The 20,357-nt window shown below is 37.8% G+C and carries 16 protein-coding genes; 2 read left to right on the top strand and 14 right to left on the bottom strand.

All coding sequences use genetic code 11. The features are described 5' to 3' along the window. Positions 1-91: 91 nt before the first annotated feature. Positions 92-1,237: a PAS domain-containing sensor histidine kinase gene (locus tag ASU31_RS21510; protein ID WP_057934321.1), complete on the bottom strand. Its 1,146-nt coding sequence runs from the start codon at positions 1,235-1,237 to the stop codon at positions 92-94. 111 nt (positions 1,238-1,348) lie between these two features. Further along, positions 1,349-2,515, bottom strand: coding sequence for a DUF3095 family protein (locus ASU31_RS21505; protein WP_057934320.1), 1,167 nt, complete (start codon positions 2,513-2,515; stop codon positions 1,349-1,351). A 158-nt stretch (positions 2,516-2,673) separates the two neighbouring features. On the opposite strand from ASU31_RS21505, the gene ASU31_RS21500 reads away from it, so the two are divergent. Continuing rightward, entirely contained in the window at positions 2,674-5,175 is a 2,502-nt protein-coding gene (locus ASU31_RS21500) for a TonB-dependent receptor (RefSeq protein WP_057934319.1), read from the top strand. A 196-nt stretch (positions 5,176-5,371) separates the two neighbouring features. Here the strand turns inward: ASU31_RS21500 and ASU31_RS21495 are convergent, their stop codons facing one another. The 6 genes from ASU31_RS21495 to ASU31_RS21475 form a co-directional block, all read right to left on the bottom strand. Next, a complete protein-coding gene (locus tag ASU31_RS21495) occupies positions 5,372-5,569 on the bottom strand; it encodes a hypothetical protein (RefSeq protein WP_057934318.1) in 198 nt (65 codons plus the stop codon). A 103-nt stretch (positions 5,570-5,672) separates the two neighbouring features. Then, positions 5,673-5,993: a hypothetical protein gene (locus ASU31_RS21490; protein ID WP_157258179.1), complete on the bottom strand. Its 321-nt coding sequence runs from the start codon at positions 5,991-5,993 to the stop codon at positions 5,673-5,675. A gap of 133 nt (positions 5,994-6,126) precedes the next feature. Further along, positions 6,127-6,423 (bottom strand): Dabb family protein, encoded by a 297-nt coding sequence (locus ASU31_RS21485; RefSeq protein WP_057934316.1) that lies wholly within the window; start codon positions 6,421-6,423, stop codon positions 6,127-6,129. A 48-nt stretch (positions 6,424-6,471) separates the two neighbouring features. Continuing rightward, complete coding sequence (gene ligD / locus ASU31_RS21480; protein WP_057934315.1) at positions 6,472-9,168, bottom strand: DNA ligase D; 2,697 nt, start codon at positions 9,166-9,168, stop codon at positions 6,472-6,474. 10 nt (positions 9,169-9,178) lie between these two features. Then, a complete protein-coding gene (locus ASU31_RS27285) occupies positions 9,179-9,352 on the bottom strand; it encodes a DUF3606 domain-containing protein (protein WP_083505474.1) in 174 nt (57 codons plus the stop codon). 107 nt (positions 9,353-9,459) lie between these two features. Next, on the bottom strand, positions 9,460-10,668 hold the full coding sequence (locus ASU31_RS21475; RefSeq protein ID WP_057934314.1) for a glycosyltransferase family 87 protein: 1,209 nt from the start codon (positions 10,666-10,668) through the stop codon (positions 9,460-9,462). Positions 10,669-10,967: 299 nt separating this feature from the next. Between ASU31_RS21475 and ASU31_RS21470 the strand changes: the two genes are divergently transcribed. Beyond that, positions 10,968-11,192, top strand: a complete 225-nt coding sequence (locus ASU31_RS21470) for a DUF3606 domain-containing protein (RefSeq protein WP_029280094.1) — start codon at positions 10,968-10,970, stop codon at positions 11,190-11,192. 20 nt (positions 11,193-11,212) lie between these two features. Here ASU31_RS21470 and ASU31_RS21465 read toward each other — a convergent pair whose 3' ends face one another. The 6 genes from ASU31_RS21465 to ASU31_RS21440 all read right to left on the bottom strand — a co-directional run bounded on the left by ASU31_RS21465 (position 11,213) and on the right by ASU31_RS21440 (position 19,945). Continuing rightward, positions 11,213-12,358: a serine hydrolase domain-containing protein gene (locus ASU31_RS21465; protein ID WP_083505473.1), complete on the bottom strand. Its 1,146-nt coding sequence runs from the start codon at positions 12,356-12,358 to the stop codon at positions 11,213-11,215. Positions 12,359-12,424: 66 nt separating this feature from the next. Further along, on the bottom strand, positions 12,425-12,886 hold the full coding sequence (locus tag ASU31_RS21460) for a VOC family protein (protein WP_245224582.1): 462 nt from the start codon (positions 12,884-12,886) through the stop codon (positions 12,425-12,427). 346 nt (positions 12,887-13,232) lie between these two features. Beyond that, the gene (locus tag ASU31_RS21455) at positions 13,233-14,063 is read right to left on the bottom strand and encodes an aldo/keto reductase (protein WP_057934313.1); all 831 of its coding nucleotides are present in this window, start codon (positions 14,061-14,063) and stop codon (positions 13,233-13,235) included. Positions 14,064-14,241: 178 nt separating this feature from the next. Then, positions 14,242-15,675: a TolC family protein gene (locus tag ASU31_RS21450; RefSeq protein WP_057934312.1), complete on the bottom strand. Its 1,434-nt coding sequence runs from the start codon at positions 15,673-15,675 to the stop codon at positions 14,242-14,244. Further along, complete coding sequence (locus ASU31_RS21445; RefSeq protein WP_057934311.1) at positions 15,668-18,838, bottom strand: efflux RND transporter permease subunit; 3,171 nt, start codon at positions 18,836-18,838, stop codon at positions 15,668-15,670. Before ASU31_RS21445 ends, ASU31_RS21450 begins: the two co-directional genes overlap by 8 nt. 24 nt (positions 18,839-18,862) lie before the next feature. After that, positions 18,863-19,945 (bottom strand): efflux RND transporter periplasmic adaptor subunit, encoded by a 1,083-nt coding sequence (locus ASU31_RS21440; RefSeq protein ID WP_057934310.1) that lies wholly within the window; start codon positions 19,943-19,945, stop codon positions 18,863-18,865. Between the last annotated feature and the right edge of the window lie 412 nt (positions 19,946-20,357).

Below are 20,357 nucleotides of genomic sequence, written 5' to 3'. Positions count from 1 at the left end.
TTAACCTGTCAACCAATCTTTTACTTTTTCTTAAACGAACCTCTAAACTTCAACTGCGGTTTAATCATGTGATATTGGGCTTTGATTTGAATTAGCCTTTTACAGGGAGCGAAAAGTGAAATGTAGAGCCGGCGCCATAATTACTTTCTGCCCAAATTTTACCATGATGTAATTTTATAATCTCTGCGCTTAGGTATAAACCAATCCCAAAACCTGAAATGGTTTTAGTTTGCTGGTTTTCTACGCGATAAAACCGATCAAAAAGTTTCTTCAGATCATGAGCCTGGATACCAATGCCGTTATCTGTTACAGAAACATGCATTTCATTTTCCAAGGCTTCTGATTGAACAAAAACAGTACTGCCCTGATCTGAATATTTTACAGCATTGCCAATCAAATTTGAAATTACAGAGCCAATTTTATCTTTATCTGCGTATATTAATTTAGGTTCTCCCTCTGCAAAATTGATCTGATTAGTGGGATGGATCAACCTTAGATCTTCTACAACATCACAAATTAGTTTATCAAGATCGAAATGAGATAGGCTCAAGTGAATTTCTCCCGATTCTAAACGCGATACATTTAAAAAAGAAGTGATCATAGAACTCATTTTCCGGATCTGTTTTTGAACTTTATCTAAAGTATTTACGACAAAAAGATCTGTTAAACTCCGATGCTGCATCAATTGAACATAAGCACTAATAGAGGTTAAAGGCGTTTTTAACTCGTGGCTTACCATACTGATAAAGTCATTCTTTTGCCGCTCTTCCTTTATACTGATTAGAATCTGTTCCTGATCTAGTGCTTCCCGTTGCAATTCAGCCTCTTTAATGGCTTTTTTCGCATTTACCATATCGGTAACATCGCTTGCGGTATGAAGAATACAATAAGGCATCCCAGCCTCATCCTTAATGGCACGATATTCATAAGCATAATAAGCCGTTTGTAACCTCCCATCCCTTAGGGTTTCAGCCGGAATAGCATCTCCTTTATCTGTAATGCCCGTTAGCAACACATTTTTCAGCATATTGATAAAAGGCTGTCCTTTTAGCTCAGGCACAGCATCTTCTAAAGGTTTACCGATAATAGATCGGTCTTTACCCCAAAACGCAATCATGGCATCATTAGCCATTTCGATTACAATATGTTCGGATGTGTATATGGCTGTTGCATCTTTTGATAAGGAAAGAACCTCTAAAAGTTGATTATTACTTAAAACCCTCGAATAACTTTCCATTTATACTTTAAAAATTAAAACCATCCTATGCTGATATTTATGATAAATCAAATTACACTAACTATCATACAAGTTGGCCTTTACAAATGTTTGGTTATTATTAACCTTTTATCACTTGGCATTTAATTTATCGCGCATTTTCTGTTTAAGTATTCCCGCGGCCTGAGTATATCCCCCATCTGCTCCGTCAACAAAATGAATATGATCATCCTCCAGATCCCTAACATAGCAAGACATGATCGATTCGCCGCTAACATAGAGCGCATATAAAATTTCATTATTTTTTTCAAGCTGATTAAGCTCTTTCTGCAATATTAATCGCTGCTGTGCAGTTCCTGTAATTACAGTATTTATTCTACCGTCTATCACCAGCGTATCCGACATTTCTACAAGTTGTTTCAGATACTTTTTACCCCGCTCCGTCCGGAAATAGATATAGCCATAAATATTGATGAGCCATGATTTGAACAGTTCAAAAAGTCTAATTTTTCCAATTCGGTGTTTCATCTCTTTTCCTAAACTGTTAAAGCTTGTTTTGAAAATCAGCTTAGAAACTGAAATCGGCTGACGCTTTTCGGGTGTTCCGTAAATTTTATCGAGGTGATGGATCACTTTGCTGAATGCTATTGCCTGTTGTTCTATTTCTGAAGCTATAACGATTAACGTAACCACCTCATCACTGTTTTCGGGTGGTTCTATCTTATCCCAACGGCATTGCATACCACTTAAATCGATTTCATCACTTGCAGTATCATGGCCGCCTAACAGGTAGTTTTCGCCCTTGATAATTTGTTCGGCATAAGCCAGGCCATCACCCAAAACAATGGGGATAGAAAATGTTTCAGCGCTACTAAATCTACAAATGTTAAGCCTATAGCCTTGTTTGTAAATTTCTTCAACAGGCATAATCCCAGTCCTTAAATCAAGGTTAAAATTCTGTAGAGTATTATCCCTGTATTTTAATAACGATTTCATCACATCATCTACAATACTTGGTGGAACAATAAAAGTGGCTCCATCGCCACCAAAGAAGAATGGAACCGAGATGTTTGCTTTAAATGCAATATTAAGGACGGCGACAATACTTCCAGTAGCAATAAGGTTAACATTTTCATGCTGGCCCGAATTTACAGCCACTGTTGAATGCTTGATATCGGTGATGATTACACACCAGCTTGCAACCACTTTTTCAAATAATTGATTTTTAATCAATAATTGATGTAATGGCATTTTATAAATGGGCAGATTAGAATAGAAATGATCTTCGCTATTTTGCATAATTGGATTTAGTACATTCCTAATATACGCATTCAAAAACGCTGCGTATTCCAATAAAGTAAACTAAAAATTAATCTTATTTAGAACAAATAAAAATAATTTTGTTATTCCGCGCAAAAACGCTTCCTTTGCGCCAACTAAGAATTAATCTAAATAAAATGGATAAAAAATTTACTTTTCTTTTAAATTTTATAGCTTTTTTTCTGCTTTTAACAGGAAATACCATAGCACAAAGCAAAAATGGATCTGTTTCAGGTTCGATTAAGACCAGCGATGGCAATCCTGCAAGCTATGTAAGTGTTGGTTTAAAAAACATAGGTAAAACTACACAAACTGACGAGAAAGGTAATTTCACCATTAAAAATGTAACACCAGGCACTTATACGATCAAAACATCTGCTATCGGTGTTTCTGCGCAGGAAAAATCTGTAACTGTAGTGGCCGGTCAAACTGTAACTGCTGATTTTACCATAGCAGAATCTTCATCTCAATTGGACGAAGTAGCCATTAACGGTTACAAAACACCAAACAGAAAGCCAGTTAACTTAGGTAAAATTGCCATTGCACCGATGGATCTTCCACAGGCAGTGCAAATTATTGGAAACCAAGTAATTGCCGACCAACAAGCTAATCGCTTAAGCGATGTACTGAAAAATGTAAACGGTGTAGCTTTTGCTGAAAATCGTGGTTCGGTAAGTGGCGAAACTTTTTTTGCCCGTGGTTATAATTTAGGTACTAATAATGTTTTCAAAAATGGATCACGTGCTACCAGTGGTGGTATGCCCGAAACTAGTACTTTAGAATCGGTAGAGGTTTTAAAAGGAAGTGCAGCATTACTTTATGGCGGTGTAAGCGGTGGAGCTGTAGTAAATCTGGTTACGAAGAAGCCTAAATTTGAAAATGGCGGCGAAGTATCAATGCGTACAGGCAGTTACGGCATGTACAAACCAACAGGCGACATTTATGGTCCGATTACAAAGAACCTTGCTTTCCGTTTAATTGGTACTTACGAAGATGCTGCAAGTTTCAGAAACAGTGTAAACTCGAACAGGGTTTACGTAAATCCATCTTTGCTTTATAAAATTAGCGAGAAAACAGACATTTTATTACAGGGTGATTATTTGAAAAGCAACATGACACCAGATTTTGGTGTTGGTACTGTTGAAAACCAGATTGCTGATATAGGCCGTAATGCTTTTGTAAATGCACCCTGGGCATATAACAATACAAATACAGCTACAGCACAATTAAACATTAACCATAAATTTAACGACAATTGGAAGTTGAATGTATTGGCTAATGCACAATCTTACAACCGCAACTATTTTAGTGCAGAACGTCCATTTGCGGATACTAAAGTATCTACTAACCCACTTCCCTATGGTATTGCTGCACGTAATGTTACGCGTTCTAAAACAAAAGAATTTACTTACAATGAGCAGATTAACTTAAATGGTTATTTCAAAACAGGAGGCATAAGCCATACCTTATTGGTTGGTGCTGATGCAGATCAATCGCGCACAACTAGTGGTGGGTTTACCTTCAACAATGGCCTAACTCCTTTTAACTACGGCAATGTAAACCTACTTGATCCATCAACTTATTTTGGGTCAGGCATTGAGCCAAATGTTAACGTAGTTTCAGAAGTTTTTGCCCCACTATATCGCATGGGTACATTTGTACAGGATTTGGTTTCGATTACCGAAAAGTTTAAAGTACTTGCCGGTGTTCGTTATACTTTCCAAAAAACACCGCGAACCGTTACCACTATCCTGGCAACAGGAGTTCAATCTTTAAGTGTAAATAGTTTGGAAAGATCAAAAGTAGAAAGTGCATTTACCCCTAAATTTGGTTTGATTTACCAACCATTAAAAACAACGTCAATTTATGCTAGTTATTCGAGCAATTTTGTTCAGAATACTGGAACAGATATTTATTCAGCACCATTAGATCCCTCAACATTGCAGCAATATGAGGCTGGAGTTAAAAACGACCTATTTAAAGGCAGGTTATCAGTTAATTTAACCTGGTATAGAATTGCGAACGATAAATTTGCCCAACAAGCGCTTATCAATGCTCAAGGAGCACCAAATGGAGATGCTAACATTAAAGAACTTAATGGAAAATCGTTAAGTGATGGTTTAGAGCTTGATATTACTGGAACAATTGTAAAAGGTTTAAATTTCATTGCTGGTTATAGCTATAACTTTATCCGCTATACCGAAACGCGTGATAAAACTATTTTTCAGGTACCTGCCCCTACTACCGCCAATCCAAATGCAACCAGAACGGTAACTTTAGGTGGTATTATAGAAGGGCAACGATTGGTCGGTTCTACAAAAAACACTGCCAATGGTACCCTATTTTATACCTTCCAAGAAGGAAGCGTTAAAGGCTTAAAACTTGGTGCATCTGCTTACTATACTGGAGCACGTAACGGTGGTTATAACGATACTAAAATTCAAACCTATAGCAGATTAATTCCTTTAAGCGCATTTACCACATTCGACCTTTCTGCAGGATACAATTGGAAAAAATTCTCGCTTCTTGCTAAAGTTTCCAATATCACTAATGAGCTGAATTATTTCGTTCACGAAAACTACAGCGTGAATCCAATTCCGCCACGTCAGTTCATAACTACATTATCTTATAAATTCTAATTATACGAATAGATTAAATAAGAAGCTCCGGGTCGGCAGATCTGGAGCTTCTTGTTTTACAAAGTAGGCAATGTTTGTACATCGTCCATAGTTGGTATTTTGCGCCAAACAAAATAACTGATGAGCAATACAAAGCTAGTGGTTATAAGATATATCCTCATAACAACACAACCAATTGGTTAAGGCAAGAAAGAAATTAAAGAATAATTAAGATGGTGCCCGATTTAAATAATTTAAAGTAATAGTGAAATTCACCATGGCGGTTTACTTTTTCGATTTCGCATACTTTGCCCGATTTACCATATTCATCAGATAATAAATCACCAATTTTAATGCTATCTAACTGATTTACGTTAAGGGATGCTCTTTTAATTAATGTAGCTGTTTTTTCCATAAGATTGCAGTTTGAAGTATTTACGTAACTAAAAACGCTTTGGTTTTGTAGTATCGAAAATTACTTACCAATAAGTAACAAACATACAAAATTGTAGTGTTAATTAGTAATACACAATCTCATACACCCGTTTCATATATAAAGCTTCATCTATTTTAGTAAAAAATTCGTGCCATTCTTCTCTGGTAAAAACTAAACTGATATCAGGAAATGGGGTTGATAAAATAACAACCTGTCTCCCATCAGGCCTAGTCTCCAAATAATCGTCGAAATCAAGTTTCTTGGTTGCCACATAAAAAGCATCAAACTGGTCAAAAGAAAAGTTCATTAAAACGCCTGAGCGCCATATATTTAGAACTTTGCAATTCTTGCATTGGGCGATTGTGATATTTTTGTTTTGAGCAAGTACGGTTGTTTTACACATGGCTTTTACAGTTCAAATTAATCGATAGATTTAACAAATATCTCATTATTTAGAATAATTCCAAATAATAAATTCGATCTATTAAAAATAAACGATAAAAAAATACCCCCGATTTTTGTCGGAGGTATTTCTTTTATTCTGCGTCGTAAATTACAACCTTTTCGAAGTAAACCCTAAATTCATCCAGGAAAGCTTTATGCAATGGGTGAACCTGATAAACATCATGTGCAGCTAAATCTTCAAATAACAGCAGGAGGCTAAATGTATAAGTGGTATCTACAACAGCACGCTCAATCGGTGCTGGTACGCCAATGTGAAAAGTTTTAACAACGTCAATATTTTCTAGTGTTTGTAAGCTATTGCGGAAAGCAACTTTCTGCTCATCGGTGGTATCGGCTTTTAGCCAGAATAAAACGTGGTGTGCTATCATTTTTTAATTTTTTCCAAATATAATGAAAGCAGGAAAAGATCGTGAGCTTTATCCAAAAACACTTTTAGCTTTATCAATAGCCTTTATTAAATCAATTCCTTTACCCAATACTCCTTTAAACAGATCTCCTTCAACTTTCAAACGATCGATGGTATTAAAAATATTAAAATCTTTCATTTTTAAACCTGGTTTAACTTCATCCCAATGTAATGGCATTGATACCGTTGCACCAATTTTTGGTCGTAAAGAATAAGGCCCAGCTATGGTTGCCCCTGGTCTATTCTGTAAAAAATCGAGGTACATTTTTCCCTTTCGGGCGGCTACCATTCTCTCGAGAGAAGTATATTCTGGTATTTGATTATGCACCAGGTTAACCACTATTTTAGCAAACATTTGACTTTGCTCATAACTGTATTTCGCATTTAAAGGAATATAAATATGCATTCCTGTAGAGCCAGATGTTTTGCAATAACTTGGAACATCTATAGCATCCAATACTTTTTTAGTTTCCAGTGCAGCTTCAACCACCTGATCAAAAGTATGTTTATCGGGATCTAAATCAATTACACAGTAATCGGGATTATCAGGGCTTTGCACCCGGCTAAACCAAGGATTCATTTCTATACAGCCTAAACTCGCCATCCAGAGTAATGAAGCTTCATCTGTTCCAACAAGGTATTCCTTTTTTTCACCTTCACCATTCTCATAAGGAAAAGTTTCAGCCCAATCTGGTGCTTTGCCTTTAACATCTTTTTGGTAAAAACTACTGCCATGAATTCCGCCGGGAAAGCGATTGAGCGACTGAGGACGGTCTTTCAGGTAGGGCAAAATGTACTCAGCAACCTGATAATAGTAATTAAACATATCTCTTTTGGTTACTTTATCTTCGGGCCAATATACTTTACTCAGGTTGGTAAATTTAAGCTCGTGACCTTTAATTTTCCTTACCTGCGTTTCATCTTTCGGGTTCAACAAAGTTTTAGGTACTTTACCTTTTGGCGCTTTTATTGCCTGTGCATGTGGGTTTTCTTCATTAGCATCGTCAACAATTTTTTCTGTTGGTACTTCTACTTCCCTCATCACCTCTTTGGCTTTTTTATCTTCACGCATGCCCTGAAAAGACGGGTGGCGAAAAACACCATCATCAGTTACTTCTGCAAAAGCGACTTCACATACCAGTTCAGGCTTTAACCAGGTTGCTTTCGCTTTTGGCGGATTTGGCCTGAAGCGCGAGGGCTTATTTACATCAGGTATACTTTCGAAAGGGCTTTTATCAATAATAATCGGTTTAAACAGCTCCATCATTGTTTTCTGCAATTTATCCGAAAACCCTGTTCCAACCTTACCTACATATTGCAATTTTCCTTTTTCATAAACGCCCAACAGTAAAGAACTAAAAGATTTAGAAGTATCGGCATTTTTGGTAAAACCCGCAATAATCACTTCTTGCCGTTTCTGCACCTTAATTTTGAGCCACTCTTTTGATCTTCGGTCTGTTGCATAAGTACTATCTGTTTTTTTAGCTATAATGCCTTCTAAGCCCATTCTCTTCGCCGCATCGAAAAAATCGACTCCACTGGCTTTAAAAACCTTGCCAAGGCGTACACGGTCGTCATCTGTTGGCAGTATATCGTTCAATATGGCTTGTCGCTGGTAAAGCGGCAACTCCATCAGGTTCTTACCTTCGTACCATAGCATATCGAACACGTAAAAAACAAGTTCTCCATCTGCTTCGCTTCTCCAATTCTGCAGTGAACCAAAATTAGATACGCCTTTGTTATTTAGCACCAAAATCTCACCATCAAATACCGCATTCATTTTCCAAGTCAAAAGCAGATCGTAAATGGGATAAAATTTTTCGTTAAAGGATTTATTATTCCGGGAAAACAAATCAACCTTTCCTTTATTAATAAAAGCCAGGGCACGGTAACCATCCCATTTCACCTCATATTGCCAATCAGGATCGTCGAAAGGTTCATCAACCAGGGTTGCCAGCATGGGTTTCAACCCTTTTGGGATAGCTGTTTTGGGTGCCTTATTTAATATGCCTTTTACGTCTACCACTTGGTCATTGCCCACGGGCGTTGTTTCTTTCTTTACTTTTTGCTTGGAGCTTTTTTTTTCAATTTTTAAATCCTGCTCCTTTCCTTCTTTCCAGACCTTATCGGATGTTTTTTCCATCTTTTCGATTGTTTTTCCGGAAAGCACAGATTTATCTTCCTTGGTAATGTCTTTTGTAGAAGCATAATCGTCTTTATGTTTGATTAACAACCAACCGTTTTCGCCCATGCCATGTGTTTTTACAAGGGCAAACTCGCCATGAAGCTTTTCTCCATTTAATTTGATTTTTAAAGAACCATCTTTTAACTGGCCTAACAGATGTTTTTCTTGTGCTTTTTTGCCTTTAATCGTTTCTATCGGCTCGTAAGTTCCCTCATCCCATACAATAACGGTTCCGCCGCCATACTCACCCTGTGGAATAACGCCTTCAAAATCTTTGTAATCGTATGGATGATCTTCTACCATCATGGCCAAGCGTTTGGTCTTAGGATCGGTTGATGGCCCTTTTGGTACGGCCCAGCTTTTTAGAACGCCTTCCATTTCGAGCCTGAAATCGTAGTGCAAACGCGAAGCATCATGTTTTTGGATTACAAAATGTAATTTGTTCCGATCGCTGCTTTTACCCGATTTTGGTTCGGTAGTTTTTGAGAAATCGCGTTTGGCAACATACTTTTTCAGACTCATAATAAATATTTTACTTTTTCAAATAATCTTCAACTGCGCGGGCAGAGGTACCAACCGTTTGCACTACGGCTTTCAGCTTATCTTTGCTTACCCCGAATTTGTTAGACCAATAATCCAGCTCATAACCTTCGTTAATGTTGATCCTAGCCCGATCAGCACTACCGTTTTTCTGTTTATTATCCATAACTATTTTTTGATTAGACAGATACAAAACAGCCGAATAATAAAAAAGGTTTTAACAGCCATTTTTACAAACGGATATTAAAACCAAAAAAAAATAAAATTTAAAAGTTAATCTACTCGTGCTGTATCCATCTCTGGTTCTGTTTCTTCTTCATGAATGAGTTTATCATTTATCGCGATATTGATAACCCTCAACCAAACCAAAAAATAAGGAAAACTAATGATGGATAATGATAAACGATGTGCTTTTGCAAAAGTCGGAAAAAGTAGCAAAGGGAAATTGCAGGTGATGAAAAGTAAAATTGGCAACAATACATTTTTCAGCACTTTATTATTTTCTTTTACATACCAAATGCCTACACCAGTTATAGAAATGATAAACGTACAATCTTCTGCTCCAGTACTAAACAGTACTGGAAACAACAATACGGAAGATAAAATCATGAGCTGGAATTTACTTTTCGAAAAATAAGTAATGTACCTAAAAGGCAGCATAAACAACAATGCACCAAGGCCAATAAAAAGTAAATTGGGTATTTTAGGCGAGTTAAATAGTTGCCTAAAGAAACCCATAATCGAAATATCTTCTCCACCTGAAACATTGATCATATTTTTCCCGATCAGTGAGTTTTTCCAATCGATATAACTTTGCACAACAAAATCAGGAGAGGCGAACAACATTGGCAATAAGAATATCACGATAGACCACATGATTAACCATAACACAAATACTGGTTTTTTCTTGGCAAAAAAGAAGAATACTAACCCCACAACGCCATAAAGTTTGATAAATGTACCCAGCACAATACAAAGTGCAGACCATATCCCTCTACCTTTATCTATTTGCGTATAACTCAATATCATTAAGGCCGCGGCACCTGCATTAAACTGCTGGTTAAGCATCGATTCGATTAGACAGGGAATGGCAATATAACCGATAATCACCTTTTTATCTTCGGCCAGAGGTAAGGTTTGAACCGCTTTAAAGAGCAGGAAACAGTTAAACAGGTTCCAAAAGAGTAAGCCAATCCAATTAGGCATTAAGGCAAATGGAGCAATTAAAACACTAAAAATGGGGCCATAATGATTGGCATCTTCGTGATAAGCTGGGTACCATGCATAAAGAGATTTTTGTTGAAGTAGATTCCTGAAGGTATTCTCAAAAATAAGATAGTTATTGTACCTATGCGTTGCCCAAGAATCAATCACAAAAATGAGTGTAATCAATACCCAAAGAAATAATACAAAACGATTGTTTTGATAATATTTTGGGCGATGAGATAAACCTGTAGCGTTGGTTAGAAAATGATTTAGCATTTGTAAAAATTATATTACAATACAATAATAAAAATGCTAATTGAGAATTCCTAACGTTTTGTAAGGAAAATGTTACTCTTTTTTGAAATAAAGATGTCGCTCAAAAAGAACAGTCCTAAATCGATTTTTAAGACCCGTTTTGTAATTGGTTTAGGACAATTAGGGCATTCTACCTCATGATTATTAACAAAAAAGCCTTTGTACATTTATATTTGACAATCTATTGGCAAAACTCCAAAACCAAATCAGAATTAGCGGTGTTTGTTTCACATATTAACTAACCAAAAATCAGTAAAAAGATGGAATATCAAATTAATTCGATGAATGCCCGAAAAGAGTTTATTGAGATTGCTGATGAGCAAGATCGAAATTACTGGGCAGCCAGATTAGGTGTTACAGGTGAAAAACTAAAATCGGTGGTCAAAGCCATCCAGAGTATGGAATTTTCTATTGTGAAAGAATATTTGACAATGGAAAAAATTAAATCCGGAAATGCTTATAAACGTTTTCTTAATCCTTCATAGGTTTAAAGATTAATTCAGGTTTAGTTAATAAATGCCTGATACAAACTGTTGATAGCTGCCCTGCTAAAATCAGGAAAGCCATCAGTATAGGTAGCATTTATACCATTCGTAATAATAACGAAGCCGAATTTTTCTTTTGGATTAAAAAACATGGTGCTGAACAAACCATAAGCTGAGCCAGTATGTCCTTTCAGTTTTACACCCGGGATAAGCTGATCTGCAGTCCTGATGGCCAAGCCATACCCTTCATCATCGGTTAAGGCGGTCTGCATTTGTTTCGCACTCTTTTTAGTGATTATCTTAATACCATTTGATGTGCCATAATTCATGTGCATGATCATATATTTAGCTAAATCAATAGCCGAAATTTTCATCCCACCTGTTGGCGAAAAAACAGGCGTACTATAACCCATTATGTAATTTGCAATTTCTGTTCTTCGTGGCGCATATGCTGTTGGCGACGGTGTATAAGTTTTCGTATCGGCATGATATTCGTATAAATTAACAAAACGTGTGCTATCTAAAGAGTCGACACAATAACCTGCATAAAGTCCTAAGGGCCTCAACACATGGTTTTTTACATAATTATCGAAACGCTCACCCGATTTTTTCTCAATGATGGTACCGATCAGGTTAAAATTAAGATTACAATAATCAAATTTGCTTCCTGGGGCATAATCGTTATAACATTTGGCCCAGTTTGGATTTTTATCGGGATTGATCACATCCAGATTTAAATAGCCCTGAGAATCGTTTAAACTTGAAGTATGTGATAAAGCCATTTTTAAGGTAATTTTCTGATCAGGAAATTTTGGATTCCTGATTTTAAAACCCACCAGATCACCAAAATCATCATCTAAAGAAATCTTACCCGCTTCTACCAGCTGCATAATCGACGTTGCCGAGAAAGATTTAGAAATCGAAGCGATCCTGAAAATATCCTGATCAGTTAAAGGCTTTTTATTTTCTAAATCTTTTAGTCCAAAAGAGTGGGTATAAATAATCTTACCTTCTTTTACCACAGCCACAGCTGCACCAACCGCATTATACTTCTCCATTATAGCTTTAAATTCTGCTTCGGCGTTAGCATTTTGAGCTTTTAATTGCTCAACTACACCAATTATTAAAAAGGCAATACAAAAATACTTCAGGAATTTTAGTTTCATAAGCTTAGCGGATAAAACCTAAATATAAGGGATGGTGCAAAACAAAATCTGCACGTAGTAAAATATTTACTTAGCATCGTTTACTTCTAACCAATGCCCGTCGGGATCTTTGAAATAAACTTGTTTTACGCCATCCACACGCAAGGTAATTCCGCCTTTCTTTCCTGGCCAATCCTCGAAACTGATATTTTTGGCATTCAGCTTTTTTACAAATTCATCAACTGATGGAACACTGAAACACAAATGCCCGTTTTTATCAAAAACCTCATTTCCTTTTGCGCCCTGGATTAAATGCAACTGTCCGGCTGGCCCTAAAGTAAACCAGGTATGACGGTTATCTTTAAAAGGTTCGGGAATGATTTTAAGGTTAAACACACTTTCGTAAAAAGTTGTTGCGATGTTTAGATCAGCTACATAAACAGCGATATGATTTAAAACAGCAGGTACATTTTCGGGTTTATTTTGCGCCATGGCTTTTTGAAAAATGATAGAAAATAAAATAAAGGTAAACAGGACGATTTTTTTCATGTTTAAATATCAAACTTATAAAGGAATAATTTTAATAAAAATTAACATTCTTTGGCAAGGATAGGATATTTAACCACAGATAAAAAGGATGCACACAGATAATGTAATTTAGTTAACTATTTTTATTAGGAGGATGCTTCGACTCCGCTCAACATGACAAGGTGTGTAAAAGCCCTAAAGCGAGACCGTCATCTTCTGCAGTAATGCGGAGTGTTCCAAAGGAACTCCTTCGGAGGAGAGATCTATGTAGACAGATTGCTTCGCAGAGCCTCCGGGTTCTCGACTGCGTTGCACCCGATAGCTATCGGGTTCGCTCGAAATGACGATCGCGGGGAATTTTCCGTTCTTATTTCGCTAAACTTTCAAATTCTGCATCAGTTAATTCGATTTCTGTAGCTTTTAAGTTTTCTTTTAAATGCGCAGTAGATTTTGTTCCAGGTATTAACAGGATATTTGAAGATCTTTTTAATAACCAGGCCAGTGCAATCTGTGCTGTAGTGGCCTGATGTTTTTCGGCTATTGCTTTAATTTTATCTTCTAATTTTGCGGGGCCAGAAGCCAGTGGAAACCAGGGAATAAAAGCCAAACCTTGCTCATCAGTAAAATCTAATACACTCTCCCACTGCCTATTGGCCAGGTTATACATATTTTGAACCGATAAAATTGGCAGAAGATCCTGTACCTGTTTGATCTGATCGATGGTTACTTCAGACAGGCCAACATATTTTATTTTACCCTCTTTTACCGCTTCTATAACTGGTGCAAGGGTATCGCCTACATTAACTTTAGGGTCAATGCGATGCAGTTGCCATAAATCAATCGAGTCTACTTTTAAACGCTGTAAACTTCCTTCAATATCTTGCCTGATTTTTTCGGGGTTACCATTTGGAACCCAATTGTTGGGACCCGGTCGGTCAAAACCACCTTTGGTAGCAATAAGGAGATCGTGTTTATAAGGATGTAGCGCATCAGCAATTAAAGATTCGTTAAATTTTGGCCCGTAAGCTTCTGCGGTATCAATAAAATTAACACCATTTGCTACAGCTTCCTGCAAAACTTTTATTGCATTTTCGCGATCTTCCACTTCGCCAAAAACACCGTTACCTGTTAGCTGCATTGCACCATAACCTAGACGGTTAATTTCTAATTCGCCTAATTTAAATGTTGTATTTCCCATGTGCTTTTAGTTATTATAATAATTTCTATACGATAAAGATAAACCCTAAGTGAGCGGCTTTGTTTTTAAACTAATTTTTATGATAAATAAATGAATAAAGCGAAAAAAGGCTGCTCCGATAACCCGAAGCAGCCCTAATAGAAATATAACGATAATATGAATTGCGATTATACTTTAATTAATTCCATCCCCCACCTAAGGCGTGATAGATATCTACCACCGCATTCAACTGCTGTTTTTTGGTTTCAATCAATTCTAATTTTGATTGCAAAGCATCACGTTGAGTCATCAATACCTCAAAATAATCAGCCCTTGCCGATTTAAACAAATCGTTAGAAATATCGATCGATTGGGTGAGTGCAGCTACCTGTTTCGATTTCAAATCGTAGCTTTTTTGCAGGTTACTGATTTTCGACATCTGATTGGCCACTTCGATATAACCATTCAAAATTGTTTTTTCGTAATCATAAACGGCCTGCAGCTGTTTTGCGTTTGCGGTTAAATACTCGGCTTTAATGGCATTGCGATTAATGAGTGGCCCGGCTAAATCTCCTGCTAACGAGTAGATCAACGATTCGGGCGTTCTCAATAAATAAGATGGATTAAAAGCTTGGTAGCCGATAGCGGCAGAAATACCCAAAGATGGATAAAACTGTGCTTTAGCCACTTTAACATCCAACTTAGCGGCAGCTAGTTCTAACTCAGCCTGTTTAATATCAGGTCGGTTGGCTAATAATTGCGAAGGTAAACCTGTCTGCACTGTTGGTGGTACCAGATCGGTAAAACTCGATTTATCCCTTATAATTGGCTGAGGAAAACGGCCTAGCAGGAAATTGATCTTATTCTCTGTTTCGGTAATATTTTGCTGAATATCAAATTCCAGGCTCTTAGAGCTTAAAACTTCAGCCTCAAATTTACGTACTGCAAGTTCATTAACCCTACTGGCCTGTTTCTGGATTTTCATCAGTTCTAAGGCATTTTTCTGCAGCTCAATGTTTTTTTTCACTGTCTCTAACTGATTATCTGCAGCTAGCAATTCGTAATATGAATTTGCAACCTCAGCAATTAAATTGGTTACCACAAAATTTTTGCCTTCTACCGTTGCTAAATAATGACTTATAGCTCCTTTCTTCGCATTGCGCAATTTGTGCCAGATATCGGCTTCCCAATTGGCTTGTAAACCGAAACGATAATCGGGCAATACCTCAGGCACTTCTTTACCTGGTGTAATTTCTGTAAAAGCATCGCCAGCGCCCGAACTGGTGTAACGGCCCACCTTATCGAAGCCTGCACCAACGCCATAGGTTACACTTGGTAAAAGCTCTCCTTTTTTAGCCTTGATTTCGTTTTTCGCAATCTCGATATCCTGAAGCGTAATATTCAGCTCCTGGTTATTTTTTAACGCGGTATCGATCAGATTTACCAGATTTGGATCGGTAAAAAACTTCCGCCATTGTATACTGGCTGTACTTATGGTATCCTGCGCGCCGTTAAAGGCTGCAGGAACACTTTTATTTTCAGCGCGCTGGGCCACTTCTGGCAATTTACATGCGGTATATGCAGCGCATATCAGCACTAAACCAAGGCCTTTATAAATATTTTTCTTAAACATTATCTTCTACTTCTTCAGTTAATGGATGTTCTTCTTCAATTTTGATCAGCTTGTGTTTTGCTGCTATTGATCCGAATATGTAATACAGTCCGGGGATTACTACTACCCCGAAAATGGTACCAAAAAGCATACCTCCGGCAGCAGCCGATCCAATAGTTCTGTTACCGATTTTTCCAGGTCCTGATGCAATCATTAAAGGGATCAGACCTGCAATAAAGGCAAAAGAGGTCATTAAAATCGGGCGAAAACGTACACTTGCTCCTTCCATTGCCGCTTTTAATACCGTTGCCCCCTGGGCATGCCGCTGTGCTGCAAATTCCACAATCAACACGGCGTTTTTACCCAGTAAACCAATCAGCATCACCATCGCAACCTGTGCATAAATGTTGTTTTCCAATCCTAATAATTTTAAGAACAGGAAAGCGCCAAAAATACCCGCTGGTAAAGAAAGGATAACTGAAAGTGGCAAAATAAAACTTTCGTATTGAGCTGCCAGAACCAGATAAACGAAGCCCAAGCAGATCAGGAAGATATAAATGGCTTCGTTACCCCTCGATACTTCATCTTTAGATATACCAGCCCAATCGATACCAAATCCCCTTGGAAGTGATTTTTTGGCTACTTCAGTAATGGCCTTGATGGCTTCACCAGAACTATAACCCGGAGCAGATTGTCCGCTGATCTCCGAAGCATTATACATATTGTGTCTGGTAATTTCGGATAACCCGTACACTTTTCTCATTTTGATAAAAGCCGAGAAAGGCACCATTTCATCGCGATCGTTTTTAACCGAGAGTTTTAAAATATCTTCTGGCAAAGCCCTGTACTGAGGCAGTGCCTGTACAATTACTTTATATTGGTGGTCGTATTTAATAAAACTGGTTTCGTAATTACTCCCCACAAAAGTCGATAGTGTATTCATTGCATTATCAATACTCACTCCTTTTTGTTGCGCAATATCATTGTCAACATCTAACATGTACTGAGGGAAACTCGCACTGTAAAAAGTAAATACTGATGATAGCTCTTTACGTTTGTTCAGCTCTTTCACAAAATCGTTGGCAACGGTTTCCATTTTTTTATAATCGCCACTACCTGCTTTATCCAGTAAACGAAGCTCGAAACCTCCCGCAGCACCATAACCCGGAACGGCTGGTGGCTGGAAAAATTCGATAGTTGCACCTGGAATAGATTTCGATTTCTCTTCAAGCTCTTCAATAATCTCAACTGCAGAATGTTTACGTTCGCTCCAGTCTTTCAGGTTGATTAAACAGGTACCGGAGTTCGATCCCGTACCTTCAGTAAGAATCTCATATCCTGCCAAAGATGAAACCGACTTTACGCCATCAATATCCTCGCACATTTTCTGCAGTTTCTCAGCAATCTGATCAGTACGCTCCAAGGTAGATCCCGGAGGCGTTTGGATAATGGCATAAACCATCCCTTGATCTTCGTTCGGGATAAAACCTGATGGTACACTTCCACTTAATCCCCAAACCCCCAAACAAAATGCAATCAATATACCAAAGGTTAAGATCTTACGACTTACCATTTTAGTTAAAACAAATTCGTATTTCCCCGAAAGTTTGGCAAAACCATTATTGAAACCATCTAAAAAGCGATCAATAACGGTCTTCTTTTTCTTCGAACCATGGTTATTCTTCAACATAATGGCACACAATGCAGGCGTAAGTGTTAAGGCCACAATACCGGAAAGGATAATTGCCGTTGCCATGGTGATCGAGAACTGACGGTAGAAAATACCTACTGGCCCAGACATAAAAGCTACCGGAATAAATACCGATGCCATTAGAAAGGTAATGGCGATAATTGCGCCGCCAATTTCTTTCATGGCCTGCTGGGTAGCCTTCAATACCGAAAGTTTCCGATCGTGTTCCATCTTGGCGTGTACCGCTTCAATTACCACAATGGCATCATCTACTACTACCCCAATGGCCAACACCAAGGCGAACAAGGTGATCAGATTGAGCGTAATACCGAAGAACTGCATAAACACGAAAGTTCCGATTAAGGATACTGGTACAGCAATTGCTGGAATGAGGGTTGAACGCCAATCGCCAAGGAATAGAAATACCACTAAACCCACCAGGATAAAGGCTTCGACAAGGGTGTGGATTACTTTTTCAATTGAGGCATCGAGGAATTTAGAAACGTCGTAACTTACTTCATAATCTAAACCTTTAGGAAATGAGCTCGATTTGATTTCGGCCATTTTCGCTTTTACATCTTTAATTACCTGACTGGCATTACTTCCGTACGATTGTTTTAACACAATAGCCGCAGAAGCCTTTCCGTTTAACGTAGAGTACAAATTGTAAGCAGAAGCGCTAAAATCTACATCGGCAACATCTTTTAAACGAAGTAATTCGCCATTTGCACTTGCTCTGAGTACCACATTTTCGTATCCTTCTTTCGTACTAAAACGTCCGGAATATTTTAACACATACTCAAAAGCCTGAGAGCGTTTACCAGAACTCTCACCTGTTTTACCTGGAGAGGCTTCTAAACTTTGCTCATCAAGCGCTTTCATTACCTCATCAACAGAGATTTTATAAGCCTGCATACGGTCGGGTTTAAGCCAGATCCGCATGGCATAATCCCTATCGCCCAAAATATCGGCAAAACCTACACCATCAACCCTTTTCAACTCAGAAAGCAAGTTGATATCGGCATAATTGTACAGGAAATTCTGATTCATTTTAGGGTCTTTACTGTACAGGTTGATGTACATTAACATGTTAGACTCTTCACGGGTAATTTTAACGCCCTCGCGAACCACTAAAGGAGGAAGTTTATTGGTAACGGCCGCTACACGGTTCTGTACGTTAAGTGAAGCTTGATTGGGGTCGGTACCTAAATTAAATACGACCTGGATGGAGGCTTCACCATCATTACCGGCATCAGAGGCAATATATTTCATGCCCGGCACACCGTTAAGGGCACGTTCGAGCGGAATAACTACCGATTTGATCAATAACTCATTGTTTGCCCCTGGGTACTCTGCCGTAATATTAACTTTAGGCGGTGAAATAGAGGGAAATTGTGTAACGGGCAGGTAGCTAATGGCCAACACCCCAAGAAACACAATGATAAGCGATATTACTATAGAAAGGACTGGCCTTTGTATGAATTTACTAAACATAAAATAAGTATGGAGGGTGGTAGATTATTCAGTTTTCAATCTTAATTGTTTCATCACTTCCTGAGGCTGCTGGAATTTGAAAGTAATTTTATCATCGTCTTTTACCTTCTGCACCCCTTCAAGCAATATTTTATCATCCGTGGTGATGCCATCGCCAATGATGTATAAATCTGGCACCTCGCCTGCAATGGTGATGGCTCTGGAATGTACTTTGTTATTTTTATCGATTACAAAAACATAGGTTTTATCCTGAATATCATAAGTAGCTTTTTGTGGGATCACCAAAGCATTTTTCAGAGGAACAACCATCTGAATTTTGCCGGTTTCACCATTTCTAAGCAAGTTATCCGAGTTATTAAACCTTGCCCTGAAGGCGATGTTTCCTGTTTCGTTATCAAATTCACTTTCGATTACTTCAACTTTACCTTTCGATTTCAGCAACTCGTTATTCGCCAATAACAGACTAACTTCTTGCTGGCCTTTTGCCTTTGCTGTACGCTGGTAGTTGAGGTATTCTGGCTCAGATACATTGAAATACGCAAAAACCTGACTGTTATCTGAAAGGCTGGTTAATAAAGCGCCTTCATCAACCAAGCTACCCAGTTTTAAAGGAATACGGTCGATGGTACCATCAAATGGCGCCCTGATTTCGGTATTGGATAAATGGAATTTGGCCAAAGAAGTTTCGGCATTTGCTGATTGAAGCTTGGCTTTAGCCATGGCCAGTTCGTTTTTAGAAACGATATTTTTATCAGACAGTAATCTGGTGTTTTCAAGCTCAATTTCTGCCGATTTTGTTTCGGCTTGTGCTTTTAACAACTCAGATTGTGCTGCTTTAGGCATAATCTTAAACAACAGTTGACCCGCTTTTACATGCTGGCCTTCATCTACATAAATATTTTGGAGATAGCCTTTTTCCTGGGCCCTAACTTCGATATTCCGAACAGATTTAATCTGCGAAACATATTCCTTTGTAAACGAAGTATCCATTCTTAACGGCCTGGTTACCGCATAAGTAGCTACTTCTTCTTTTTCTTCTTTTTTCGAGGTACAACCCGTTACGTAAAGCAAAGTACATAAGCCTAAGCACATGACAACTCTTTTCATTTTTTTTTGTTAAATGGTTTTAATCTGATTTATTTTTTTCTCTAATTAGTCTCCCTTGGCAACCAATTTATGATAAAAAGCAGCCTACAACCGATGTGCAGATACTTAATTGACTTCAATAAATTATGGTTACGCAATGATTTAATTCGAAAGCGAAATAAATACAGATTTATGAAGTTATAATGAAGTTGAACTTCAGGTTCGGATTGAGAAATTGTGTTTTAGCGGAGCAAAAGATGATTTATTACAATAAACAGATCATTTAGCCCTACTTTTTGAACGAATTGTCAGTTAATAGCTAGAATTAGATAAAGAAATGGCGATTTTCAACACAAAAGCCCGTTCTATGCTATTTGTCAGTTATTTCCAGAATGATGTATAAATAGGATTTATTGACAACAAACTAACATAA

The organism is Pedobacter ginsenosidimutans (assembly GCF_001442625.1).
In the GTDB taxonomy this organism is placed as follows: domain Bacteria; phylum Bacteroidota; class Bacteroidia; order Sphingobacteriales; family Sphingobacteriaceae; genus Pedobacter; species Pedobacter ginsenosidimutans.
This window is presented reverse-complemented; position numbering and strand designations above follow the sequence as displayed.

Bases quoted from the DNA above. Each gene is read 5' to 3' on its own strand.
- ASU31_RS27285 (WP_083505474.1), bottom strand. From the start codon at position 9,352: ATGGATAATAAACAGAAAAACGGTAGTGCTGATCGGGCTAGGATCAAC.
- ASU31_RS21500 (WP_057934319.1), top strand. From the start codon at position 2,674: ATGGATAAAAAATTTACTTTTCTTTTAAATTTTATAGCTTTTTTTCTG.
- ASU31_RS21505 (WP_057934320.1), bottom strand. From the start codon at position 2,515: ATGCAAAATAGCGAAGATCATTTCTATTCTAATCTGCCCATTTATAAA.
- ASU31_RS21465 (WP_083505473.1), bottom strand. From the start codon at position 12,358: ATGAAACTAAAATTCCTGAAGTATTTTTGTATTGCCTTTTTAATAATT.
- ASU31_RS21440 (WP_057934310.1), bottom strand. From the start codon at position 19,945: ATGAAAAGAGTTGTCATGTGCTTAGGCTTATGTACTTTGCTTTACGTA.
- ASU31_RS21470 (WP_029280094.1), top strand. From the start codon at position 10,968: ATGGAATATCAAATTAATTCGATGAATGCCCGAAAAGAGTTTATTGAG.
- ASU31_RS21490 (WP_157258179.1), bottom strand. From the start codon at position 5,993: ATGTGTAAAACAACCGTACTTGCTCAAAACAAAAATATCACAATCGCC.
- ASU31_RS21455 (WP_057934313.1), bottom strand. From the start codon at position 14,063: ATGGGAAATACAACATTTAAATTAGGCGAATTAGAAATTAACCGTCTA.
- ASU31_RS21485 (WP_057934316.1), bottom strand. From the start codon at position 6,423: ATGATAGCACACCACGTTTTATTCTGGCTAAAAGCCGATACCACCGAT.
- ASU31_RS21460 (WP_245224582.1), bottom strand. From the start codon at position 12,886: ATGAAAAAAATCGTCCTGTTTACCTTTATTTTATTTTCTATCATTTTT.
- ligD (WP_057934315.1), bottom strand. From the start codon at position 9,168: ATGAGTCTGAAAAAGTATGTTGCCAAACGCGATTTCTCAAAAACTACC.
- ASU31_RS21510 (WP_057934321.1), bottom strand. From the start codon at position 1,237: ATGGAAAGTTATTCGAGGGTTTTAAGTAATAATCAACTTTTAGAGGTT.
- ASU31_RS21475 (WP_057934314.1), bottom strand. From the start codon at position 10,668: ATGCTAAATCATTTTCTAACCAACGCTACAGGTTTATCTCATCGCCCA.
- ASU31_RS21495 (WP_057934318.1), bottom strand. From the start codon at position 5,569: ATGGAAAAAACAGCTACATTAATTAAAAGAGCATCCCTTAACGTAAAT.
- ASU31_RS21450 (WP_057934312.1), bottom strand. From the start codon at position 15,675: ATGTTTAAGAAAAATATTTATAAAGGCCTTGGTTTAGTGCTGATATGC.
- ASU31_RS21445 (WP_057934311.1), bottom strand. From the start codon at position 18,838: ATGTTTAGTAAATTCATACAAAGGCCAGTCCTTTCTATAGTAATATCG.